Origin of the sequence: Nocardioides eburneus (assembly GCF_040838215.1) — a bacterium.
GTDB classification, from domain to species: domain Bacteria; phylum Actinomycetota; class Actinomycetes; order Propionibacteriales; family Nocardioidaceae; genus Nocardioides; species Nocardioides eburneus.
This window is the reverse complement of the sequence record NZ_JBFPJR010000026.1, coordinates 19,661-41,822: the sequence shown is the minus strand read 5'-3', so window position 1 is coordinate 41,822 and position 22,162 is coordinate 19,661. Positions and strand designations below refer to the sequence as shown.

The following is a 22,162-nucleotide window of genomic DNA, read 5'->3' as shown; positions in this document are numbered from 1 at the left end:
GTCTGGTCGGTCAACGGGGCCTCCTGACGGTGAGGATGTGGGCGGGTTCCTGCGCGGGGTCGAGCCGGACGTAGTTGTCCCGCCCCCAGGTCCAGTCGCTGCCGCTGAGCTCGTCGTGGACGGCGTACGACTCGGTGCCCTCGGGGAGGCCGAGCGCCAGGGGATCGATGGCGACCATCGTCTCGCGGGTCGCGTGGGGGTCGAGGTTGAGCACGACGATGACGGTGTCCTCGCCGGCGGTCTTGGAGAAGCACAGGATGTGGTCGTCCCCGGTCGGGTGGACGGTGAGGTTGCGCAGCCGCTGCAGCGCCGGGTGGGCGCGGCGGAGCGCGTTGAGCGTCGTGAGGTACGGCGCGAGCGTGCGCCCCTCGCGCTCGGCGGCGGCCCAGTCCCGCGGCCGGAGCTGGTACTTCTCCGAGTCGAGGTACTCCTCGCTGCCGGGGCGTACGGCGACGTGCTCGAACAGCTCATAGCCGGAGTAGACGCCCCAGCTGGGGGAGCCCATCGCCGCCAGCACCGCGCGGATCTTGAAGGCCGCGGGGCCGCCGTACTGCAAGAAGGCGTGCAGGATGTCGGGGGTGTTGACGAAGAAGTTCGGCCGCATCAGATGGTCGGACTCGTGGGCGACCTCAAGGAGGTAGTCCTCGATCTCGGTCTTCTCCGTCCGCCAGGTGAAGTAGGTGTAGGACTGGTGGTAGCCGATCGCGCCGAGCCCGTGCATCATCGCCGGTCGGGTGAAGGCCTCGGAGAGGAAGAGGACGTCGGGGTCGGTGGCGCGGACCTCGGCCAGCAGCCACTCCCAGAAGCCCAGCGGCTTGGTGTGGGGGTTGTCGACGCGGAAGACGCGGACGCCGTGGGACACCCAGTGCCGCACGATCCGCAGCACCTCCTGGGAGATCCCGCGCGGGTCGTTGTCGAAGTTGATCGGGTAGATGTCCTGGTACTTCTTCGGCGGGTTCTCCGCATAGGCGATCGTGCCGTCGGCGCGGGTGGTGAACCACTCGGGGTGCTCGGTCACCCAGGGGTGGTCGGGCGCAGCCTGGAGCGCGAGGTCGATCGCCACCTCGAGGCCGAGCGCGTTCGCCCGGGCGACGAACGCGTCGAAGTCCGCGAAGGTGCCGAGGTCGGGGTGGAGGGCGTCGTGGCCGCCGTCCTTGGAGCCGATCGCCCAGGGTGAGCCCGCCCAGTCGGCGGGGACCGGGCCGGGGCCGTCGTAGACCATGTTGTTGGGTCCCTTGCGGTTGACCTCGCCGATCGGGTGGACCGGGGGCAGGTAGACCACGTCGAACCCCATCGCGGCGATGGCGTCGAGCCGCTCGGCGGCGGTCCGGAAGGTGCCGGAGCGCAGTGTGCCGGTCTCCGGGTCGGGGTTCGCGCCCTCGGAGCGCGGGAAGAACTCATACCAGCTGCCGAAGAGGGCGAGGGGGCGGTCGGCGTACGCCAGGAAGGGGCCCTCGACCGAGGCCAGCTCGCGCAGCGGGTGGGTGTGGAGCAGGTCGACCAGCTCGGGCGCCTCGAGGACGGCGAGCCGTGCCTCGGTCGGTCGCTCGGTGTCGGACGCGGCCTCGATGGCGGCACGGACGAGCGCCTCCTCGCGCTGGTCGAGCGCGTCCGCCCCCTCGAGCTTGAGGACCCGCTCGAGCAGGAGCCTGCCCTCGGTGAACATCAGCTCCACGTCGACGTCGGCACGGATCTTGATCGGCGCGTCGTGGAGCCAGGTGGCGAGCGGGTCGGACCAGCCCTGGACCTCGAAGGTCCACGGACCCTCGAGGTCGGGCGTGACCCAGGCCTCGTAGCGGTCCGTCCCCGGCGCGATCTCGACCATGCGCAGCGGTGGACGGCGTACGCCGTCGGGGCCGGTCGCCACCACCTCGGCGCCGAGTCGGTCGTGCCCCTCACGGAAGACCGTCGCTCGGACCGGGAACGGCTCGCCGAGGGTCGCCTTCGCGGGTTGGCGGCCGTTGTCGACGACCGGGTGCACGTCCATGACGGGGATGCGTCCGACCATGGACTCAACTTATCCAGATCCGGCGCCCGGCATGCGGGTCGCCGCGGCGGCGCGGCCCGTCGAGGTCGTCCGCCGACCTGGCGCAGGCGCCGCTGCACCGGTCCTTTCGAAGGTTCCGCGATCTCGGTAGGTTCGCGGACATGCGCGCGATCCGTCGCTTCACCGTCCGTCCTGTCCTGCCGGAGCCGCTTCACGCGCTCGGCACGCTCGCCGGCAACCTGCGCTGGGCGTGGCATCCCCCCACACAGGACGTGTTCGCCGAGATCGACGAGGACCTGTGGCAGTCGACCGGACACGACCCGGTCCGCCTCCTCGGCGAGGCCGACCGCGGTCGGCTCGACCGGCTCGCCGGCGACGAGGGCTTCCTCCACCGGCTCGCCGCGGCCGAGGACGACCTGCAGCGCTACCTCGACGAGGACAGGTGGTATCAGCGGGCCGTCCCCGACGGTCCGCGGGCGATCGGCTACTTCTCGCCGGAGTTCGGCATCGCGGCCGCGCTCCCGCAGTACTCCGGCGGCCTCGGCATCCTGGCGGGCGACCACCTCAAGGCCGCCAGCGATCTCGGCGTCCCGATCGTCGGCGTCGGGCTGCTCTACCGTCACGGCTACTTCTCCCAGTCGCTCTCCCGCGAGGGGTGGCAGCAGGAGAGCTATCCCGTCCTCGACCCCGACGAGCTGCCCATCTCCGCGCTCCGGGAGGCCGACGGGTCCCGCACCACGGTGACGATCACCCTGCCCGGCGGTCAGCCGCTGGTGGCGCGGATCTGGGTGGCCTCGGTCGGTCGGGTGCCGCTGCTCATGCTCGATGCCGATACCGAGGAGAACCCCGAGCAGCTTCGCACCGTCACCGACCGGTTGTACGGCGGAAACTCCGAGCATCGCCTCCGCCAGGAGCTGCTCCTCGGCGTCGGTGGGATGCGGGCCCTGCGCGCCTACTCACGCATCACCGGCGCGCCGGCCCCCGAGGTCTTCCACACCAACGAGGGGCACGCCGGGTTCCTGGGCGTCGAGCGCATCCGGGAGCTGACGACCGCCGACGGCGAGAAGGGGCCGCTCGACTTCGACACCGCCCTGGAGGTGACCCGGGCGTCGACGATCTTCACCACCCACACGCCGGTCCCGGCCGGCATCGACCGCTTCCCGCGCACGCTCGTGGAGCAGTATTTCGCCGGTGAGGCGGGGGCCGCCCCCGGCGTGCCGGTGGACCGCGTCCTCGCCCTCGGCGCCGAGACGTACGACGGCGGCGACCCCAACGTCTTCAACATGGCTGTCATGGGCTTCCGACTGGCTCAGCGGGCCAACGGGGTGAGCAGGCTCCACGGCCACGTCAGCCGGGAGATGTTCAACGGGCTCTGGCCCGCCTTCGACGAGGCGGAGGTCCCGATCGGGTCGATCACCAACGGCGTGCACGCCCCCACCTGGGTCGCGCGCGAGGTCTACGCGCTGGCCGAGCAGGAGGGCGCCGACCACAACGACCCCGACACGTTCTGGGCCGCGGTCGACAAGGTGCCGGGCCGACAGGTGTGGGCCGCGAAGCGGGCACTGCGGGAGCGGCTCGTCAAGGACGCCCGGAGGCGGCTGCGGGCGTCGTACCTCAAACGCGGGCTGTCGCCGGCCGAGCTGGGCTGGATCGACGACGCGCTCGACCCCGATGTGCTCACGATCGGCTTCGCGCGGCGGGTGCCGTCGTACAAGCGGCTCACGCTGATGCTGCGCGATCCTGAGCGGCTCAAGACCCTGCTGCTCCATCCCGAGCGGCCCATCCAGCTGGTCATCGCAGGCAAGGCGCACCCGGCCGACGACGGCGGCAAGAAGCTCATCCAGGACATGGTCCGCTTCGCCGACGACCCCGAGGTGCGGCACCGGATCGTCTTCCTGCCCAACTACGACATCGCGATGGCACAGCCGCTCTACCCCGGCTGTGACGTCTGGCTCAACAACCCGCTGCGGCCCTACGAGGCGTGCGGCACGTCGGGGATGAAGGCCGCGCTCAACGGCGGCCTCAACCTCTCCATCCTCGACGGCTGGTGGGACGAGTGGTTCGACGGCGACAACGGCTGGGCCATCCCGTCGGCCGACGGCTACGACGACCCGCACGCGCGCGACGACCTCGAGGCGGCGGCGCTCTACGACCTGCTCGAGCACGAGGTCGCGCCGCGCTTCTACGACGCCGCGACCACCGGCGATGACGCAGGGCTGCCGGTGCGCTGGATCGAGATGCTGCGTCACACGCTGAAGTCGCTGGGCCCCAAGGTCCTCGCCACCCGGATGGTGCGCGACTACGTGCAGCAGCTCTACGCCCCGGCCGTGGCCAACGCGCGGTCGCTGGACCCCGATCACCGCGGGGCGGTCGCGCTGGCGGCCTGGAAGCAGCGGGTGCGGTCGGCCTGGCCCGCCGTCCGCATCGAGCACGTCGAGGGGGAGGGCATCGGCGACGTCCCCCAGGTCGGCGACACGCTCTCCGTGCGCGCCTACGTCGCGCTGGGCGACCTCGGTCCCGACGACGTCGACGTCCAGCTCGTGCACGGCCGGGCCTCCGCCGAGGACGAGCTCGTCAGGACCGCCGTGACGCCGTTGACCGAGGTCGAGGCGTACGACGGCGGCCGGCACTGCTTCGGCGGCTCCCTGACCCTGTCGCGCTCGGGCCCGTTCGGCTACACGGTCCGCGTCGTCCCGCGCAACAGCCACCTCGCCTCCGTTGCCGAGCTCGGGGTCGTCGCCTACGCCTGACCGCCCGAGAGGTCGCTCGTTGCGCGCGAGAGGGCGGTGAGCCCCGCCGGCGGGCCGCAAACCTCTTGCCCGGCGGCGGCTGTCATGCCGAGACTCTGCGGCATGACGACCGCCGCCTCCGTCTTCCCGGTCCTGGGCCTGCGGGTCACCGCCGGTCCGCTCGAGCTGTGCGGGATCACCGACGACCTCCTCGCCGGCCTGGGCGACCTCGCCGTCGCCGGGATCCACGACCCGGACGCGATGCCGTTCTTCGTGCCGTGGTCGACGGCGCCCGCCGAGGAGCTGCCGCGCAACCTCGCTCGCTACCACTGGGGCGTCCGGTCCCGGTTCGCTCCGGAGACCTGGTCGCTCGAGCTCGCGGTGCTGTGGGAGGGCGAGCTTGTCGGGGTGCAGGGGATCTCGACGAAGGACTATCTCGTCACCCGCACGGGGGAGACCGGCTCCTGGCTGGGCCGCGCCCATCAGGGCCGGGGCATCGGCACGGTCATGCGCCAGGTCTTCTGCGCCTTCCTCTTCGACCACCTCGACGCCGCCGAGGTGACCTCCGCGGCGTTCACGGACAACCCCGCGTCGCTCGCGGTCAGTCGCAAGGTGGGCTACCGCGAGAACGGCGTACGCCGCGTCGTGCGCCGCCCCGGCGAGCTCGCCGTCGTGCAGGAGCTCGTCCTCGCGCCCGAGGACCTCGTTCGCTACCAGGAGCCGCTGGAGGTCACCGGGGTCGCCGGCGTACGCGACCTGGTCGGTCTCGCCTGAGGTTGTGGACGGGCCGGGGCGGCCGCCTCCGGCGTACACCGTGCCCTCGTGGGCGGAATGGATGACATCTGGCAGGGAATGAGTGGCGCCTCGCGGTCAGTGACCCTGGATGACGACGATGGTGTGACGGCCGAGGGTGATCCGGTCGCCGGCCTTCACCGCGGTGCCGACGGGAAGCCGGAAGTCGGTGGAGAGCACGATGTCGCCGGTATGGACCCACTCGTTCTCCGGGAGCACGATCGTGAGCGGCTTGTCGGAGGCGTTGAACCACAGCACGAACGATGCGTCGATCAGCTGCTCGCCGCAGCGGCCGGGCTCGCGCAGCGGCGCGCCCGACACGAAGGCGCCGACCGCCTTCAGCGACGTGTCGGCCCAGTCGGCCTCGGTCATCTCGCGACCTGAGGGATGCAGCCAGGCGAGGTCCTTCGGGCCGCCGGGGATGGTCGGCGCGCCCTCGAACCAGTGCCGCTGACGCAGCGCCGGGTGCTCGCGACGCAGCTTGAGCGCGGCGCGGGTGGTCTCGTAGACGTCGAGCCATGCCCCGGCGTAGCCGTCCTCCGGCACGGGGTCGGCGCGCCAGTCGATCCAGGAGATCTCGTTGTCCTGGCAGTAGGCGTTGTTGTTGCCGCGCTGGGTGCGCCCGCGCTCGTCACCGGCGGTGATCATCGGGACGCCGTTGGAGAGGCAGAGCGTGACCATGAGGTTCGCGGCCTGTCGGCGACGGAGCCGGACGATCGCCTCGTCATCGGTCTCGCCCTCGACTCCGTGGTTCCAGGACCGGTTGTTGTCGGTGCCGTCGCGGTTGTCCTCGCCGTTGGCCTCGTTGTGCTTGTGGTTGTAGGAGACCAAGTCGCGCAGCGTGAAGCCGTCGTGGGCGGTGATGAAGTTGACCGAGTTGTAGGCCGAGCGGCCGTCGTCGGCGTACAGGTCGCTCGACCCGGCCAGCCGCGTCGCGACGTTGCGTACGCCGTCGGAGCGGCCGCGCCAGAAGTCGCGGATCGTGTCGCGGTACTGGTCGTTCCACTCCACCCAGGGGGGCGGCATGCGGCCGACCAGGTAGCCGTCCATGGAGACGTCCCAGGGCTCGGCGATGAGCTTGACGTGGCGCAGGACGGGGTCCTGGCCGATCGCGATGAGCAGGGCGCAGTGGAAGTCGATGTCGTAGCCCGTCCGGCTCAGCGCCGACATCAGGTCGAAGCGGAAGCCGTCGACGTGCATCTCCTCGACCCAGTAGCGCAGCGAGTCGAGGATCAGCCGCAGCGCGAGGTCGTTCCAGGTGTCGACCGTGTTACCGCAGCCGGTGACGTCCCAGTAGGTGTCGTCGAATCCGCCGTCCTCGGGCAGCACCCGCTTGTAGAAGCCGCGGTCGTCGAGCCCGCGGAAGGAGAGCGTCGGCCCGGTCGGGCCGGCCTCCGCGGTGTGGTTGTAGACGACGTCGAGGATCACCTCGATGCCGGCACGGTGCAGCGCCTTGACCATCTCCTTGAACTCGGTGACCTGCTGACCCCGGTCCCCGGAGGAGGAGTACGACGCGTCGGGGGCGAAGTAGGAGATGGTGTTGTAGCCCCAGTAGTTCACCGTGCCGCGCTCGAGCAGCGCGGTCTCGGAGAAGAACTGGTGCACCGGGAGCAGCTCGACCGCCGTGACGCCGAGATCGCGGAGGTAGTCGACGACATGGGGCGTCGCGAGGCCGGCGTACGTGCCACGCAGGTGCTCGGGGACGCGGTCGTGGAGCTGGGTGAACCCCTTGACGTGGAGCTCGTAGAGCACGGTGTCGCGCCAGCGTGTCCGCATGGGCTGGTCGCCCTCCCAGTCGAAGGAGGGATCGACGACCACGCTGCGGCCGGTGACGGGTGCGGAGTCCTGGGTGTCCGGCGTGGCCGGGTCGTCCCAGCGGTAGCCGAACAACGCAGGATGGTTCTCGATGGTGCCGCACGTTGCGCGTGCGTAGGGGTCGAGCAGGAGCTTGTGCAGGTTGAACCGGAACCCGTGAGCGGGGTCCCACGGGCCGTCGGCGCGATAGCCGTAGCGCTGGCCGGGCGCGATGTCGGGCAGGGCGCCATGCCAGATGCCGAGGGAGCGCTGGGTCAGCGGGTGGCGCGTCTCGACCTCGCGGCCGCTCTCGTCCTCGTCGAAGAGGCAGAGCCACATCGCGGTGGCGTTGGGAGCGTAGACGGCGAAGTTGGTCGACTCGGGCGACCACGTCGCGCCCAGGGGCCAGTTCCTCCCGGGCCACACCGGGGCCCGCTCGCCGAGACGGCTCCACATTCCCGCTTCCACGCCCGGCATTGTCGCCGATGACGCCCGCGAAGCCGTCTTCGCCGATCGCGATGCCCGCGTGGAGCGGCGGCCCGACGCGCCGGCGATGGCCTAGGGTGCGACGCATGACGACAGCCGAATTCATCCGCCTCGAGGTCGACGAGGGCGTCGCCACCCTGAGGCTGGACCGCCCGAAGATGAACGCGATCAACTTCCAGGTGCAGGACGAGCTGCGCACCGCCGCGGCCGAGGCCGCCGAGCGCGAGGACGTCCGCGCCGTCGTCCTGTACGGCGGAGAGCGGCTCTTCGCGGCCGGCAACGACGTCAAGGAGATGGCGGACGTCTCCTACACCGAGATGGTCCGGCGGGGTGCGTCGTTGCAGTCCGCGGTCACGGCGGTGGCCGAGATTCCGAAGCCGGTCGTCGCCGCGGTCACGGGCTATGCCCTGGGCGGTGGCTGCGAGCTGGCGCTGGCGGCCGACGTACGCTTCGCCGCCGAGGACGCCCAGCTCGGCCAGCCCGAGGTGCTGCTCGGGATCATCCCGGGTGCGGGCGGCACGCAGCGGCTCGCGCGTCTCGTCGGTCCGTCGAAGGCGAAGGACCTGATCTTCACCGGCCGGTTCGTGAAGGCCGATGAGGCGCTCGCGATGGGGCTCGTCGACCGGGTCGTGCCGGCCGCCGACGTCTACGCGGAGGCGGTCGCGTGGGCGCGGCAGTTCGCGACGGCGGCGCCGTACGCGCTGCGTGCCGCCAAGGAGTCGATCGACAAGGGGCTCGGCGTCGACCTCGCCACCGGACTGGAGATCGAGCGGCAGCAGTTCGCCGCGCTCTTCGCCACCGAGGACCGCACGATCGGCATGGACTCCTTCGTCGCCAACGGACCCGGCAAGGCCGTGTTCGAGGGGCGCTGAGGTGACCGACAAGGGGGAAGGCACGATGGAGAACTCGTCACAGGACACACCGCAGCACTCCTCGGAGAGCGGGGCGGACAAGCGTGCGCGGGCCTCGCGCACGGCCTCCGCGTCGGCGATGGCCGCGAAGGTGAGGGCGTACGCCGCCCGGCTGGTCTGGCTGGTCTGCGTGCTCGCCGCGCTCGTGCTGGCGGTGGGGGCACTGCTGATCGCGCTCAAGACCAACACCGAGAACGGCCTGGTGAAGGGGATCCTCAACCTTGCGGACGTCGCCGACGTCGGCGTCTTCGACCTGGCGAACCCGATCAAGAAGTTCGCCGAGCCGGATGCCCACATCAAGGTCGCGCTGCTCAACTATGGGCTCGGGGCGCTCGCCTGGCTCGTCGTGGGCCGGATCCTGACCTGGGTCCTGCGGCCGCGTTCCTGACGGCACGCCTGACGCACGCGCGCCGGCGCGCGTCCTCATCCCGAACCGCCTTAACGCTCGTTCAGCGAGTGTGACATTCTCAACGGAGCGACCCGTATCGACCGTTGTGACTGATCGGTAACATCGGCGCGAACTACGACTATGCAGGAGGGGCCGACCAGGCCGACCACCATGAACATTGTTGTGCTTGTGAAGTACGTCCCCGACGCGACTGCCGATCGGCAGTTCGAGTCGGACAACACCGTTGACCGGGTGAACGTCGATGGTCTGCTCTCCGAGCTGGATGAGTACGCCGTCGAGCAGGCGCTCCAGATCAAGGAGAAGCGTGCGGAGGAGGAGATCGAGGTCACCGCGCTGACCGTCGGTCCGCAGGCCGCCGAGGCCGCCGTACGCAAGGCCCTGCAGATGGGTGCCGACAAGGCCGTGCACGTCGTGGACGACGCGATCGCCGGCTCGGACGCGGTCGCGACGTCGCTGGTGCTGGCCAAGGCCGTCGAGAAGCTGGGTTCGGATTCTGGGAAGAAGTTCGACCTCGTCGTGGGTGGCCTGGCCTCGACCGACGCGGGCATGAGTGTGGTGCCGGCGATGCTGGCCGAGCGTCTCGGCGTGCCTCAGGTCACGCTGGCCTCGGTGGTGGAGACCCAGGGCGACCAGGTCCGGATCAAGCGGGACGGCGACACCGCGACCGAGGTCATCGGCGGCACGATGCCGCTGGTGCTGTCGGTGACCGACCAGTCCGGTGAGGCGCGCTACCCGTCGTTCAAGGGCATCATGGCCGCGAAGAAGAAGCCGCTGGAGACCTGGTCGCTGGCCGACCTCGGCCTCGAGGCCGGTCAGGTGGGTCTGGCGGCGGCGTGGACCGCGGTCGAGGAGACCACGGCTCGTCCGCCGCGCACCGCCGGCGAGATCGTCAAGGACGAGGACGGCTCGGGCGCCAAGGCGCTGGCCGACTTCCTCGCCTCGAAGAAGTTCATCTGAGGCCAGGAAGGGATACGCATCATGGCTGAGGTTCTCGTTCTCATCGACCACGTCGATGGCGCTGTCAAGAAGCCGACCTTCGAGCTGCTGACCATCGCCAAGCGGCTCGGCGAGCCGTCCGCGGTCTTCATCGGCGCGCCGGACCAGGCCGCGGGTGCCGCGGAGGCGGTGGCGAAGTACGGCGCGGAGAAGGTCTACGTCGTCGACGACGCCCAGATCAAGGGCTACCCGGTGGCGCCCAAGGCCGAGGCGCTCCAGCAGCTGGCCGCCAAGGCCGGCCCGGCGGCGATCCTGCTGCCCTCGGGCGCCGAGACCAAGGAGGTCGCGGGTCGCCTGGCGATCAAGCTCGAGTCCGGGCTGATCACCGACGCCGTCGACGTCCAGGCCGGGGCTGATGGGGGTCCGGTGGCGACCCAGTCGGTCTTCGCCGGCAACTTCACGGTGACCTCGAAGGTCACGCACGGTACGCCGATCATCACGGTCAAGCCGAACTCGGCCGCGCCGGAGGAGGCTGCCGGCGCCGGTGCGGTGGAGCAGGTCGCGGTGACCATCTCCGATGCGGCCAAGACCGCGCAGATCGTGGCCTCGCAGCCGCGCAAGGCGTCGGGTCGCCCGGAGCTGACCGAGGCCGCGATCGTGGTCTCGGGCGGTCGTGGCACCGGTGGCAACTTCGAGCCGATCGAGAAGCTCGCCGACGCGCTCGGTGCGGCGGTGGGTGCCTCGCGGGCCGCGGTCGACTCGGGCTGGATGCCGCACACCTTCCAGGTGGGTCAGACCGGCAAGACCGTCAGCCCGCAGCTCTACGTCGCCAACGGCATCTCCGGCGCGATCCAGCACCGTGCCGGCATGCAGACCTCGAAGACCATCGTGGCCGTCAACAAGGACGAGGAGGCCCCGATCTTCGAGCTCGTCGACTTCGGTGTCGTGGGTGACCTCCACACCGTCCTTCCCGCGGTCATTTGGGAGGATCGGCGCATGGACCTGCTCACGTCGCTCACGCCGCTCGAGGGCGGCTGGTCGGGCGAGACCTTCCTGGCCGAGGCCGGCGGGGAGCGATCCGTCGTGCGGATCTTCGCCGACCCGCGCCATGCGCCCGAGGCCGCTGAGATCCAGGCGGCGCTGCTGCGGCTGGTCCGTGGCCTCGTGCCGGTGCCCGAGGTCCTCGAGGTCCGGCGCGCCGACCCGGTCGCAGGGACGCCGCCGCTGCTGGTGACCGAGCACGTCGCCGGCGTACGCGGTGACCTGCTGCTGCCCACGCTCGACGGCCCGTCCCTCACGCGGGTGGGGGAGGCGCTCGGCCGGATCGCCGGGACGCTCGCCGGCATGCCGCAGCTCGTCGGCGGGACCTTCGCCGACCGGGAGCTGCGGGTGGCGCCGTACGACCTCGACCTCACCGACTGGGTCGCCTCCCACGCGGACGGGCTTGCGTGGTCCGAGGACGACCTGCTGGCGCTGCGGGACGTGGCGGCCGCCGCCCAGACCCGCCTCGACACGGTCGGCCGGGTCAGCCTCGTCCACAGCGACCTCAACCCCAAGAACGTCCTCCTCGACCCGGACACGCTCGCCGTGTCAGCGGTGCTCGACTGGGAGTTCAGCCATGCGGGATCACCGTTCTCCGATCTCGGCAACCTGGTCCGCTTCGACCGTCGTCAGGAGTACGTCGCCGGCGTGCTGCGCGGCTGGGTGACGCTGCGGGGCGGCGCCGACGACGAGGCCCTGGAGCTCGCCCGGTGCGCCGACCTGGTGGCGCTTGTCGAGCTGGCGGCGCGCAAGGATGCCAACCCGGTCGCCGCCCGGGCCCATGACCACCTGCTGGCCATCGCGCGCCGGGGCGACGTCCATGCCCTGCCGTCTGACTGACCGGTCAGTCAGGCCGGGCTGGTCAGTCAGGCCGGAGTGGTCAGTCGGGCCGGAGTGGGCGTCGCCGGCGCACGGTGCGTGCGCCGGCCGAACAGATTTCTGTTCGGCTCGCAGTGGCGGGCGCCGAGGAGCCGCCCGGCGCCCGTGGAACACCGAGGCGTGCCGTAGGCCATCCGCCTTAGGCTTGAGCCATGAGCGCCGAGACGCAGATCCGTGAGGTCGCCCTGCGCGCGCGGGAGGCGAGCTATGAGCTCGCGCTCGCGACGCGGGGCGTGAAGGACGCCGCGCTGCACGCGATGGCCGACCAGCTGCTCGCGCGGGCGCCGGAGGTCCTCGCTGCCAACGCCGAGGACGTCGCCCGCGCGGAGGCCGACGGCGCGCCGGCCAACATCGTCGACCGGCTGCGGCTGACCGAGGAACGACTGTCGGGGATGGCGCAGGGACTGCGCGACGTCGCCGCGCTCGCCGACCCGGTCGGCGAGGTGGTCCGGGGCAGCACTCTCGCCAACGGTCTGGAGCTGCGTCAGGTCCGGGTGCCGTTCGGCGTCGTCGGGATGATCTACGAGGCGCGGCCCAACGTCACCGCGGACGCCGCCGGCATCTGCCTGAAGTCCGGCAACGCCGCGCTCCTACGCGGCTCGTCGAGCGCGCGGTCCAGCAACGCCGCGATCGCCGAGGTCCTGCGCGACGCCGTCGCCTCCGGCGGCCTGCCGGCGGACGCCGTCCAGCTCGTGCCCGGTGACACCCACGACAGCGTGAAGGCGCTCATGCGTGCGCGGGGGCTCGTCGACGTCCTCATCCCGCGTGGGGGAGCGGGGCTGATCCGCAGCGTCGTCGAGGAGTCGACGGTCCCGGTGATCGAGACCGGTGTCGGCAACGTCCACGTGTACGTCGACCGGGCGGCCGACCTCGACAAGGCGCTGCGCCTCGTCCTCAACTCCAAGACCCAGCGCACCAGCGTCTGCAACAGCGCGGAGTCGCTGCTCGTGCACGCCGACGTCGCCCACGAGTTCCTGCCGCGCGTCATCGAGGCGCTCCAGGAGGAGGACGTCACCATCCACGGTGACACCGAGTTCTGCCACTTCGACGGCGTCGTGGCGGCCACCGACGAGGACTACGCGACGGAGTACCTCGCGCTGGAGATCAGCGCCGCCGTCGTACCCGACCTGGAGGCGGCCATCGCCCACATCCGGCGCTGGTCGAGCGGACACACGGAGGCGATCGTGACCGAGGACCTCGCTGCAGCGCGTCGCTTCACGGCGGCCGTGGACGCCGCGGCGGTGATGGTCAACGCGAGCACACGCTTCACCGACGGTGGCGAGTTCGGCTTCGGCGCGGAGATCGGGATCAGCACCCAGAAGCTCCACGCGCGCGGCCCGATGGGGCTGCAGGAGATGACCTCGACGAAGTACGTCGTCACGGGGGACGGGCAGGTGCGCGAGTGACCTCGGTGCACCGGTAGGATCACGCCCATGTCGACTCCACTCGTCACGCGCATCGCCGCCGAGGCCGCCGAGCACTCCGAGAAGGTCAACCACTGGATCATCGGAGCGGTCGCCATCGTGATCCTGCTGGGTGCGCTCCTGGGCCTGATCTGGTTCGCCGGTGGTCGCGAGCACTCCTGAGCCGGGCCTCAGCGGCCTGACCGGGCTGGCCGGCGGACGGCGCGGCCGCGTCGGAGTGATGGGCGGGACGTTCGACCCGATCCACCACGGCCACCTCGTCGCGGCCTCGGAGGTCCAGGCGTTCTTCGACCTCGATGAGGTCATCTTCGTGCCGACCGGCGCGCCGTGGCAGAAGGCGCACCGCGACGTCTCGCCCGCCGAGCACCGCTACCTCATGACGGTGATCGCGACCGCCGCCAACCCGCGGTTCACGGTCAGCCGGGTCGACATCGACCGAGGTGGGCCGACCTACACCCTCGACACGCTGCGCGACCTCGCGGCGGCGCTGCCCGAGGCCGAGCTCTTCTTCATCACCGGCGCCGACGCCCTCGCCGAGATCTTCACCTGGCGAGGCGCCGAGGCGCTGTTCGAGTATGCCCAGTTCGTCGGTTGCACCCGGCCGGGCTACACGATGGATGACGACGTCCTCGCCAAGATCCCCGGCGATCGGGTGACGATGCTGGAGATCCCTGCGCTGGCCATCTCGTCGACCGACTGCCGCGAGCGTCACCGCCGTGGCGAGCCGGTGTGGTACCTCGTGCCCGACGGGGTAGTGCAGTACATCGGCAAGCACGACCTCTACGCCCCCAAGACCACGGATCGAGCATGACCGCCACCGACCACGCCACCGAGCTCGTCGTCGCCGCCGCCCGCGCGGCCTCCGACAAGCTGGCCTCCCAGATCATCGCGTTCGACGTCAGCGACCAGCTGGCCATCACCGACGCCTTCTTGCTCGCCTCCGCGCCCAACGAGCGCCAGGTGCAGTCCATCGTCGACGAGATCGAGGACAAGCTCCGCGGCGCCGGCGCCAAGCCGCTCCGCCGCGAGGGGCAGCGCGAGGGCCGCTGGGTCCTCCTCGACTACGGCGACGTCGTCGTCCACGTGCAGCACGAGGAGGAGCGGCAGTTCTACGCCCTCGAGCGGCTCTGGCGCGACTGCCCGACCATCGACCTGCCCGCCGACGTCGTCTCCCACGAGCGGTGAGGCGGCTCGTCCTCCTGCGCCACGGTGAGACGCCGTGGAACGCCGAGCGCCGCTGGCAGGGACAGACCGACGTCGAGCTGAGCGAGCTCGGTCACCTGCAGGCGAAGGCGGTCGCGCCCGCGCTCGCCGCCTACGCGCCGGTCGCACTGTGGTGCTCCGACCTGGCCCGGGCCGTCCAGACCGCGGCGTACGTCGGCGAGCGTGTCGGGCTGGAGCCGCGGCACGACCGCCGGCTGCGTGAGACCTCGGCCGGCGCGATCGAAGGCCTCACGACGGACGAGATCTGGGCGCGCCACGGTACGACGCGGCCCGAGCTCAGCGCGCTCGGCGGTGAGTCCGCCGACGCGGTCGCGGACCGGGTCGCGGCGGCGCTCGCCGAGGTCGGTGCTGCGCTGGATGCGGGGGAGACGGCGGTCGTCGTGTCCCACGGCACCGCGGTGCGCCACGGCATCTCCCGGCTCATGGGATGGCCCGTCGACGTCGACAGCGCGCTGCGGGGGATGTCCAACTGCGGCTGGGCCGAGCTCGTCTCCGAGGGCGACGAGGGCCCCTGGCGACTGGCGGCGTACAACCGGACGGCCCCGATTTCGTGATCGCGCAGCCTGTCCGCTAATGTTCTCGTCGTTGCCGAGGGAGCATCCCGGGAACACCACGCCGGAGTGATTCGGCTTGGGGCTGTGGCGCAGCTGGTAGCGCATCTGCATGGCATGCAGAGGGTCAGGGGTTCGAGTCCCCTCAGCTCCACAAGACTCAGACGGCCTGTGTCTGCGGAAAGCGCAGACCAGGTCGTCTTGTCATTCATGGCGCGCTTCGCGCGCGACGGTTGGGCCCAACCCCAAGCGGTCCTCAGCCTGGGGTTCCGGGTTCGAGGGTTGTCCACCCAGGGGTCGTGAAGAGAGCGACGTCGACCTGATCGTCGATCTCGCTCCTGGCCCGGGCCAGGAGTTCCGATTCTGGCCGGTCCCGGAGGAGTCGTGCGCTCTGGCATCTGCCCGGTGCGCTAACACGCGCCCGCGCACCAACGCCGACACGATGCAATTGCATAGCGCAAGACTTGCCTTTCGCAAGTCTATCTGCCAGGCTCACCTTTGAATCGATCAAGATTCCGCGGCGCCCGCTCGTCGGCGTACGCCTGGGGACGACGGCCGCGTTGGCACAGCACGGAGTGGAGACGCAGATGAGCACGACCGCAGAGACCCCGACGACCGACCGCGTCCGCGTCCAGGGGCCGCAGAAGCTCGGGCCGCTGACGCCGCTGGTCGGCGAGTGGGAGGGGGACGCCGGCCTCGACCTGTCGTACCACAACCAGGATGACGAGACGAGCCACACGTCCTACTTCGAGAAGGCCAGCTTCAAGCCGATCCCGATCCAGGAGAACGGCCGGCAGGTGCTCTGGGGGCTGAGCTACAGCATGACCGCGTGGCGCCACGGCGAGGAGGCCATGGACCCCTTCCACGACGAGATCGGCTTCCTGCTCTGGGACAAGGCCCACGGGCAGGTCATCCGCAATGTCGTGTTCGGCCGTGGGATCGCGATCCTCGCCGGCAGCGACGCGCAGGTCGGCGACCGCGTGCTCCACTTCGACGCCAAGCCGGGCGACCCGTCGTACGGCATTCTGCAGAACCGCTATCTGATGGAGCGGGCGGAGATCAAGGACTTCACCAGCAGTTTCACCTTCCACGACGACGGCACGTTCAGCTACACCTCCGACCTGCTGCTCCGCCTGTCCGCCACCGGCGCGGAGATGCACCACACGGACCAGAACACACTGCACCGGGTCAGGCGCTTCCACCCGAGCGTCGAGATCGGCTGAGCCGCGCGCCAGACGACAAGAGCCCGAGCCTCCGGCTCGGGCTCTTCCGCGTCCGTGCGGTCCTCCGCCGCGGTGGACGGCCGCGTCGCCGCACGGACCCGGCGGTGTGCGGGATAGTGGTTCACCGGCACCGAGCGAGGGGTACCGCGCGCAGGTGCGAGTCGGAACGCAGTCGAGCTCGGGGGAGTGTCGTGGGACGCAGAGTCGCACCTCGTGTGTGGGGGCGGGCGCTGGTGCTGCTCCTTCTCTCGATCGGCGTGTTCGTGGTCGCGACATCCGCGCCGGCGCCTGCGGTGGCTGCCTCGGACCCGGCGCGCCCGGTGGTGCGGGTCGGCACCGAGGGCACCTACCCGCCGTTCACGTACGCCGATCCTCGGACCGGCGCACTGACCGGCTTCGACATCGAGGTGGTCCGCGCCGTCGCCGAGAAGGCCGGGTGGGACCTGCGCTTCACCAAGGGCTCGTTCGACTCGCTGTTCCCCGCCCTCGACGCGAAGCGGATCGACGTCATCGCCAACCAGGTGACGATCAACCCCGACCGCCAGGCGCACTACATCTTCAGCCGGCCGTACACGTACTCGCACGGGGTCATCGTCACGGCCTCCGACACCGACGACATCACCACGCTGGCCGACCTGAAGGGCAGGACGGCGGCGGAGACGCCGACCAGCAACTGGACGCAGGTCGCGCGGGACGCCGGCGCGAAGATCCAGTACGTCGACCAGTTCTCCCAGGCTGCGGCACTGTTGGCGCAGGGTCGGGTCGACGCCGTCGTCAACGACAACATCGCGGTGCTCGACTACCTGGCGACGTCCGGGTCGCACAAGGTCAAGATCGCGGGCAACGCGGGCAACGAGATCGGTCGCCAGGCCTTCGTCTTCCGTCCGACCGACCGCGACCTGCGGGACCAGGCCGACCGGGCGCTGGCCGCGCTGGCCGCGGACGGCACCCTGGCGAAGATCTCGAAGAAGTACTTCGGCGCTGACGTGTCGGTGCGCAATGCCGGGGCGGTCAAGGTCGCCGGCTCGAACGCCGGCCGCAGCACGGGGCAGGTCGTGCAGGACACTGCGTGGCCGATGCTGCGCGGAGCGCTCAAGGGGACGATCCCGCTGACCGCGGTGAGCTTCGTGTGCGGTCTCGTCATCGCGCTCGCCGTCGCCCTCGCGCGACTCTCGTCGTACCGCCTGCTGAAGGTGCCCGCGCGGGTCTACATCTCGATCATCCGGGGCACACCGCTGCTGGTGCAGCTGTTCATCGTCTTCTACGGGCTGCCTGAGATCGGGATCGAGCTGCCGAGCTTCCCGGCGGCGTGCCTGGCGCTGAGCCTCAACGTCGGCGGCTACGCCGCCGAGGTGATCCGCGCCTCGATCTTCTCGGTGCCGCGCGGTCAGTTCGAGGCGGCGACGACGATCGGCATGGACTACTGGCAGGGGATGCGGCGCATCGTGCTGCCGCAGGCCGCGCGGATCGCCGTACCCCCGCTGTCCAACACGCTGCTGTCGCTGGTCAAGGACACCTCGCTCGCGTCCGTGGTCCTCGTGGTCGAGCTGCTCCGTGAGGCGCAGGTATCGGCGGCGGTGAGCTCGCGGTTCATGGCGCTCTACTGCCTCGCCGCGGTGTACTACTGGGTGATCTGCTACCTCGTCTCGCTCGGGCAGCATGCGTTGGAGAAGCGACTCGGAAGGTACGCCACATGACGACGGATCCCGCCGCCAGCCTCGTCGAGGTCGCCGGCCTGGCGAAGTCCTTCGGCGACCATCACGTGCTCCGGGGCGTGGACTTCACCGTGGAGAGGGGTACGGCGACCGTGCTGCTCGGGCCGTCGGGCTCCGGCAAGACGACGGTCCTGCGGTCGCTCAACGTCCTGGAGACGCCGGACCGGGGACGCGTGCGCATCGGGGACGCCGCGGTCGACTTCGCGGCGCTGCCCCGGAGCAAGGCCGAGCGGCGGCGTACGGTCAAGGCGCTGCGCGCCCGCAGCGGCATGGTCTTCCAGGCCCACAATCTGTTCCCCCACAAGACGGTCCTCGGCAACCTCGTGGAGGGGCCGGTCCAGGTGCAGGGGCGTCGCCGCGAAGAGGCGGAGGCCGATGCTCGGGCACTGCTTGCGCAGGTCGGGCTCGCCGGTCGCGAGCACGCCTATCCCGCCCAGCTCTCCGGCGGTCAACAGCAGCGGGTGGGCATCGCGCGGGCGCTCGCCCTGAAGCCGGAGGTGCTGCTGCTCGACGAGCCCACCTCCGCGCTCGACCCCGAGTTGGTGGGGGAGGTGCTCGCTGTGATCCGTGACCTTGCCGCGGAGGGGTGGACGCTGGTGATCGTCACCCACGAGGTCCGCTTCGCGCGCGACGTCGCCGACCAGGTCCTCTTCCTCGACCAAGGCGTCATCGCCGAGCGCGGCGGCCCCGAGGTGCTCGTCGACCCAGGGGAGGAGCGCACCCGCCGGTTCCTCGCCCGGGTGCTCGAGGCGGGCTGAGGTCGCGCGTTCCGCGGGCGCGTGCGCCGCCGCTTCGGCTCGCGCGATGGCAGGCTTGGCGCATGACTGAGCGCGCCGACGACGACGTGAACGTCGCCGACCTCGACTTCCAGACGTTCGTGCAGTTCGCCGAGGAACGTGCGGCCGAGCTCGAGCCAGGGCTCGACGTCGAGGCGATGCGGTTCGTCCTGACGCTCACGCGCGCCGCGAGCACGGTCGTCTATGATCTGGAGTCGTCGGTGCACCGCCCGGCGGGATGGAGCTGGGCCGGCTTCCGGCTCGTCTTCGTGCTGTGGATGGCCGGTCCGCTCGAGGCGCGCATCGCCGCGAAGCTCTCCGGCAACAGCAGGCAGGCGACCTCGACCCTGGCGAACACGCTGGAGCGACGGGGCATCCTCGAGCGGCTCCCCGACCCCGCGGACGGGCGCAGCGTGCTGTTCAGACTGACGGAGGCGGGCATCGAGGCGATCCAGGGGGTGTACGCCGACCACAACCGTCGCGAGCAGCTGTGGGCCTCGGTGCTGACGGCGGAGGAGCGCGAGGCAGCGACCCGGATCGTCGCCAAGCTGCTGACGGCCGCGCCGGGCCTTGACGTCCGCCGTCGGCACGACTGATCCATCCCTTCCCAATGTGACTGGGGTCACGTATTCTGCGGCGTCGTAAAAGGTTGTATGACGTCGGGCGTGCTCGGGCGGCCGCCGCCACAGCCGTCCCCCACCTCGACGGAGGGCCCATTGAGTACGTTTGCCAACCCTGCCTCCGAAAGCGCCGGCGCAGACCTCGGTCCGGCCGGCATCATCGCCCGGCTGGACCGGATGACCGTCTGGTCGCTGTCGTACCTGTTCATCGGCATCATCGGCACCGGATTCCTCTTCACCTTCTATGACATCTTCGACATCAACGTGTCGTTCGTGCAGACATGCGTGCAGCTGAAGTCCGGGTGCACGCCCGAGAATGCGCTCGACTCGCTGAGCCTCCCCGTCGTGCTCAACCTGGTCGGCTACGTCATCGGCACGCTCGTCCTCAGCCCGATCTGTGACCGGATCGGACGGCGCAACATGCTGCTCATCACCATGCTCGTGACCGGCCTGGGCTCCCTCTACAACGCGCTGGCGCCCGACTACGGGAACTTCATCGCTGCTCGCTTCATCACCGGGATCGGCATCGGCGCCGACCTGGCCGTGGTGAACGTCTACCTCAACGAGGTCGCGCCGCGGCGCGGTCGGGCGAAGTTCACGGCGGTCGTCTTCGTCATGTCGGCGCTCGGCGCGCTGATCGGCATCTGGCTCGGGCTCCTGCTCACCACGGGAAAATCGCCCTGGCCGGAGGGGCTCCCGTTCGCCCTCGCCAGCGACTCCTTCACGTCGGGGTGGCGGTGGATGTATGCCATCGGCGCGATCCTGGCGCTGCTGTCGATCCTGGTGCGTGTCGAACTGCCTGAATCGCCGCGCTGGCTGGTCGGCCAGGGCCGCATCGCCGATGCCGACGCCGTCGTCGCTGGGATGGAGGCGCACGCATCGCGTCGTGGCCCGCTGGCCGAGCCGGTCATCGGCTCGGACGTCGAGATCAAGCCGCCGGCGAAGCTGCCGTACCGGGAGATCTTCGGCAGCCGGCTCTACCGGCGCCGGGCGGCGCTGCTGCTGGTGATGTGGTTCACCGGGTACATCACCGTCTACTCCTACGCCTCGGGGTTCACCTCGGTCCTGACGGGAATCAAGTACGCCCCGCCGACCGCAGGCGTCATCGCCGCAGTCGGGACGCTCGGATTCGTCGCCTCCAGTGTGTTCATGGCGCTCTTCGCCGAGAGGCTGCACCGGCACTACTGGCTGCCGATCAACACGGCCATCACGTTGGTCGGTGCCCTGCTCGTGGGGTTGGCCGGCAGTCATCTCGGTCTGGCGTTCCTCGGCTCTGCGGTCATCTTCTTCGGGTTCAACGGGTGGGTCTCCCCGTCCTACGCACTCACGGCGGAGAGCTTCCCGACCCGTGCGCGCAGCACCGGCTTCGCCCTCGTCGACGGCGTCGGGCACATCGGCGGCTGCCTGGGCATCGTGGCGTTGGCTCCCGCGCTGCCGCACCTCAACGCGACAGCCGCGCTGGTCCTGGTGACGCTGGGCATGGTCGTCGCGTCCGTGCTCGCGCAGTTCGCGCCGAGCACGCGGGGCCGCGTCCTCGACGAGGTCTCTCCCTGATCCGAGGCCTGGGGCGGCGGGACGTCGGGGGCGTCCCGCCGCTGGGCGGCAGGCCGGAGGCGGGGTTGCCAGCGTGACGGCGATCACCTACAGTCGAATCATAAAAGGTTTTATGACTATGACGGGACTCAAATCATGAACAAGCCGTTCGCCTCTTCCGCTGATCTGGCCGCCAAGGAGCAGACCCTGGAGGTCCTCGCCGAGGGCGTCTATGCCCTGACCGCCGAGGGGGACCCGAATCTGGGTGCGATCGAGGGGGAGGACTTCCTGGTCTGCTTCGAGGCGTTGGCGACGCCGACGGCCGCGAGGAAGTGGCTGGCCAAGCTGCGCGAGCACACCGACAAGCCGGTCCGCTACCTGGTGCTCAGCCACTATCACGCGGTCCGTGTGCTGGGCGCGAGCGCGTTCGACGCCGAGGTGATCGTCGCGCACGAGAAGACCAGGTTCCTGGTCGGGGAGCGGGGCAAGCAGGACTGGGAGTCGGAGTTCGGCCGGATGCCGCGCCTCTTCGACGACCCCGACTCGATCCCGGGCCTGACCTGGCCGACGGTGACGTTCAACGACACCTTCACCATCGACCTCGGCGGTGACCGGGGCGACCTCGTCCTGCAGCACGTGGGCCGGGGGCACACCGCGGGCGACATCGTGGCGTGGCTGCCCCAGCAGAAGATCCTCTTCGCCGGTGACCTGGTGGAGGCGCAGGCGGCGCTCTACACCGGTGATGCGTTCCACCAGGAGTGGTCGACCGGCACCCTGGACCGGATCGCGGCCTACGGCGCCGAGCAGCTCATCGGGGGCCGGGGCGCGGTGGCGCGGGGCACCGAGGCGGTCGAGGCGGCGATCACCCAGACCCGCGGCTTCCTGACCACCATGATCACCGAGGTCGCGGCGGTCCAGGCTCGCGGTGGCACGCTGAAGGACGCCTTCGAGGCCTGCCACGCGGCGCTGGCGCCGAAGTTCGGCGGCTGGCCGATCTTCGAGCACTGCCTGCCCTTCGACGTCTCCCGGCTCTGGGACGAGCTCAACGGGGTCGACTGGCCGGTCATCTGGACCGCCGAGCGTGACCGTGAGGTCTGGGACCAGCTCCAGGGCTGAGCCGACGACGCTGCCC

Annotated in this window: 19 protein-coding genes, 1 tRNA gene and 1 pseudogene; 19 read left to right on the top strand and 2 right to left on the bottom strand. The window is 70.6% G+C overall.

The features are described 5' to 3' along the window. Positions 1-10: 10 nt before the first annotated feature. Positions 11-2,008 carry an alpha-1,4-glucan--maltose-1-phosphate maltosyltransferase gene (locus AB3X52_RS14285; RefSeq protein ID WP_367994759.1) on the bottom strand — a complete coding sequence of 666 codons (1,998 nt, stop codon included), beginning with the start codon at positions 2,006-2,008 and terminating at the stop codon, positions 11-13. A gap of 140 nt (positions 2,009-2,148) precedes the next feature. Between AB3X52_RS14285 and glgP the strand changes: the two genes are divergently transcribed. Together glgP and AB3X52_RS14275 are read left to right on the top strand one after the other, a co-directional pair. Continuing rightward, positions 2,149-4,737 carry an alpha-glucan family phosphorylase gene (gene glgP, locus AB3X52_RS14280; RefSeq protein WP_367994758.1) on the top strand — a complete coding sequence of 863 codons (2,589 nt, stop codon included), beginning with the start codon at positions 2,149-2,151 and terminating at the stop codon, positions 4,735-4,737. Positions 4,738-4,839: 102 nt separating this feature from the next. Further along, a complete protein-coding gene (locus AB3X52_RS14275; RefSeq protein ID WP_367994757.1) occupies positions 4,840-5,490 on the top strand; it encodes a GNAT family N-acetyltransferase in 651 nt (216 codons plus the stop codon). 96 nt (positions 5,491-5,586) lie between these two features. Here AB3X52_RS14275 and glgX read toward each other — a convergent pair whose 3' ends face one another. After that, a complete protein-coding gene (gene glgX, locus AB3X52_RS14270) occupies positions 5,587-7,779 on the bottom strand; it encodes a glycogen debranching protein GlgX (protein ID WP_437440555.1) in 2,193 nt (730 codons plus the stop codon). 95 nt (positions 7,780-7,874) lie between these two features. On the opposite strand from glgX, the gene AB3X52_RS14265 reads away from it, so the two are divergent. The 17 genes and pseudogenes from AB3X52_RS14265 to AB3X52_RS14185 all read left to right on the top strand — a co-directional run bounded on the left by AB3X52_RS14265 (position 7,875) and on the right by AB3X52_RS14185 (position 22,146). Next, positions 7,875-8,660, top strand: coding sequence for an enoyl-CoA hydratase/isomerase family protein (locus AB3X52_RS14265; RefSeq protein WP_367994755.1), 786 nt, complete (start codon positions 7,875-7,877; stop codon positions 8,658-8,660). Between the two features lies 1 nt (position 8,661). Further along, positions 8,662-9,087 carry a hypothetical protein gene (locus tag AB3X52_RS14260; protein WP_367994754.1) on the top strand — a complete coding sequence of 142 codons (426 nt, stop codon included), beginning with the start codon at positions 8,662-8,664 and terminating at the stop codon, positions 9,085-9,087. 171 nt (positions 9,088-9,258) lie between these two features. After that, positions 9,259-10,065, top strand: coding sequence for an electron transfer flavoprotein subunit beta/FixA family protein (locus AB3X52_RS14255; protein ID WP_367994753.1), 807 nt, complete (start codon positions 9,259-9,261; stop codon positions 10,063-10,065). Positions 10,066-10,086: 21 nt separating this feature from the next. Further along, positions 10,087-11,031 (top strand): annotated as a pseudogene (locus tag AB3X52_RS14250) (electron transfer flavoprotein subunit alpha/FixB family protein); the annotation flags it as partial. A 9-nt stretch (positions 11,032-11,040) separates the two neighbouring features. Then, the gene (locus AB3X52_RS14245; RefSeq protein WP_367994775.1) at positions 11,041-11,925 is read left to right on the top strand and encodes a phosphotransferase family protein; all 885 of its coding nucleotides are present in this window, start codon (positions 11,041-11,043) and stop codon (positions 11,923-11,925) included. 191 nt (positions 11,926-12,116) lie between these two features. Beyond that, positions 12,117-13,370 carry a glutamate-5-semialdehyde dehydrogenase gene (locus AB3X52_RS14240; RefSeq protein WP_367994752.1) on the top strand — a complete coding sequence of 418 codons (1,254 nt, stop codon included), beginning with the start codon at positions 12,117-12,119 and terminating at the stop codon, positions 13,368-13,370. Positions 13,371-13,397: 27 nt separating this feature from the next. Further along, on the top strand, positions 13,398-13,550 hold the full coding sequence (locus AB3X52_RS14235) for a hypothetical protein (RefSeq protein ID WP_367994751.1): 153 nt from the start codon (positions 13,398-13,400) through the stop codon (positions 13,548-13,550). Between the two features lie 16 nt (positions 13,551-13,566). Further along, complete coding sequence (nadD, locus tag AB3X52_RS14230; RefSeq protein ID WP_437440556.1) at positions 13,567-14,199, top strand: nicotinate-nucleotide adenylyltransferase; 633 nt, start codon at positions 13,567-13,569, stop codon at positions 14,197-14,199. After that, a complete protein-coding gene (rsfS, locus tag AB3X52_RS14225; RefSeq protein ID WP_367994750.1) occupies positions 14,196-14,573 on the top strand; it encodes a ribosome silencing factor in 378 nt (125 codons plus the stop codon). The genes nadD and rsfS overlap by 4 nt, the downstream gene beginning before the upstream one ends. Next, the gene (locus tag AB3X52_RS14220; protein WP_367994749.1) at positions 14,570-15,166 is read left to right on the top strand and encodes a histidine phosphatase family protein; all 597 of its coding nucleotides are present in this window, start codon (positions 14,570-14,572) and stop codon (positions 15,164-15,166) included. Before rsfS ends, AB3X52_RS14220 begins: the two co-directional genes overlap by 4 nt. 78 nt (positions 15,167-15,244) lie before the next feature. Further along, positions 15,245-15,317 (top strand) — tRNA-Ala (locus AB3X52_RS14215). Between the two features lie 433 nt (positions 15,318-15,750). Next, complete coding sequence (locus AB3X52_RS14210) at positions 15,751-16,386, top strand: heme-binding beta-barrel domain-containing protein (protein WP_367994748.1); 636 nt, start codon at positions 15,751-15,753, stop codon at positions 16,384-16,386. Between the two features lie 233 nt (positions 16,387-16,619). Beyond that, positions 16,620-18,083: an ABC transporter substrate-binding protein/permease gene (locus tag AB3X52_RS14205; RefSeq protein ID WP_367994747.1), complete on the top strand. Its 1,464-nt coding sequence runs from the start codon at positions 16,620-16,622 to the stop codon at positions 18,081-18,083. Continuing rightward, positions 18,080-18,859: an amino acid ABC transporter ATP-binding protein gene (locus tag AB3X52_RS14200; RefSeq protein WP_367994746.1), complete on the top strand. Its 780-nt coding sequence runs from the start codon at positions 18,080-18,082 to the stop codon at positions 18,857-18,859. The genes AB3X52_RS14205 and AB3X52_RS14200 overlap by 4 nt, the downstream gene beginning before the upstream one ends. A 62-nt stretch (positions 18,860-18,921) precedes the next feature. After that, complete coding sequence (locus AB3X52_RS14195) at positions 18,922-19,473, top strand: MarR family winged helix-turn-helix transcriptional regulator (RefSeq protein ID WP_367994745.1); 552 nt, start codon at positions 18,922-18,924, stop codon at positions 19,471-19,473. Between the two features lie 120 nt (positions 19,474-19,593). Continuing rightward, positions 19,594-21,051, top strand: a complete 1,458-nt coding sequence (locus AB3X52_RS14190) for an MFS transporter (RefSeq protein ID WP_367994744.1) — start codon at positions 19,594-19,596, stop codon at positions 21,049-21,051. A 135-nt stretch (positions 21,052-21,186) separates the two neighbouring features. After that, entirely contained in the window at positions 21,187-22,146 is a 960-nt protein-coding gene (locus AB3X52_RS14185; protein WP_367994743.1) for an MBL fold metallo-hydrolase, read from the top strand. Positions 22,147-22,162 lie beyond the last annotated feature (16 nt).

Bases quoted from the DNA above. Each gene is read 5' to 3' on its own strand.
- AB3X52_RS14285 (WP_367994759.1), bottom strand. From the start codon at position 2,008: ATGGTCGGACGCATCCCCGTCATGGACGTGCACCCGGTCGTCGACAAC.
- glgP (WP_367994758.1), top strand. From the start codon at position 2,149: ATGCGCGCGATCCGTCGCTTCACCGTCCGTCCTGTCCTGCCGGAGCCG.
- AB3X52_RS14275 (WP_367994757.1), top strand. From the start codon at position 4,840: ATGACGACCGCCGCCTCCGTCTTCCCGGTCCTGGGCCTGCGGGTCACC.
- glgX (WP_437440555.1), bottom strand. From the start codon at position 7,779: ATGCCGGGCGTGGAAGCGGGAATGTGGAGCCGTCTCGGCGAGCGGGCC.
- AB3X52_RS14265 (WP_367994755.1), top strand. From the start codon at position 7,875: ATGACGACAGCCGAATTCATCCGCCTCGAGGTCGACGAGGGCGTCGCC.
- AB3X52_RS14255 (WP_367994753.1), top strand. From the start codon at position 9,259: ATGAACATTGTTGTGCTTGTGAAGTACGTCCCCGACGCGACTGCCGAT.
- AB3X52_RS14245 (WP_367994775.1), top strand. From the start codon at position 11,041: ATGGACCTGCTCACGTCGCTCACGCCGCTCGAGGGCGGCTGGTCGGGC.
- AB3X52_RS14240 (WP_367994752.1), top strand. From the start codon at position 12,117: ATGAGCGCCGAGACGCAGATCCGTGAGGTCGCCCTGCGCGCGCGGGAG.
- AB3X52_RS14235 (WP_367994751.1), top strand. From the start codon at position 13,398: ATGTCGACTCCACTCGTCACGCGCATCGCCGCCGAGGCCGCCGAGCAC.
- rsfS (WP_367994750.1), top strand. From the start codon at position 14,196: ATGACCGCCACCGACCACGCCACCGAGCTCGTCGTCGCCGCCGCCCGC.
- AB3X52_RS14210 (WP_367994748.1), top strand. From the start codon at position 15,751: ATGAGCACGACCGCAGAGACCCCGACGACCGACCGCGTCCGCGTCCAG.
- AB3X52_RS14200 (WP_367994746.1), top strand. From the start codon at position 18,080: ATGACGACGGATCCCGCCGCCAGCCTCGTCGAGGTCGCCGGCCTGGCG.
- AB3X52_RS14195 (WP_367994745.1), top strand. From the start codon at position 18,922: ATGACTGAGCGCGCCGACGACGACGTGAACGTCGCCGACCTCGACTTC.
- AB3X52_RS14185 (WP_367994743.1), top strand. From the start codon at position 21,187: ATGAACAAGCCGTTCGCCTCTTCCGCTGATCTGGCCGCCAAGGAGCAG.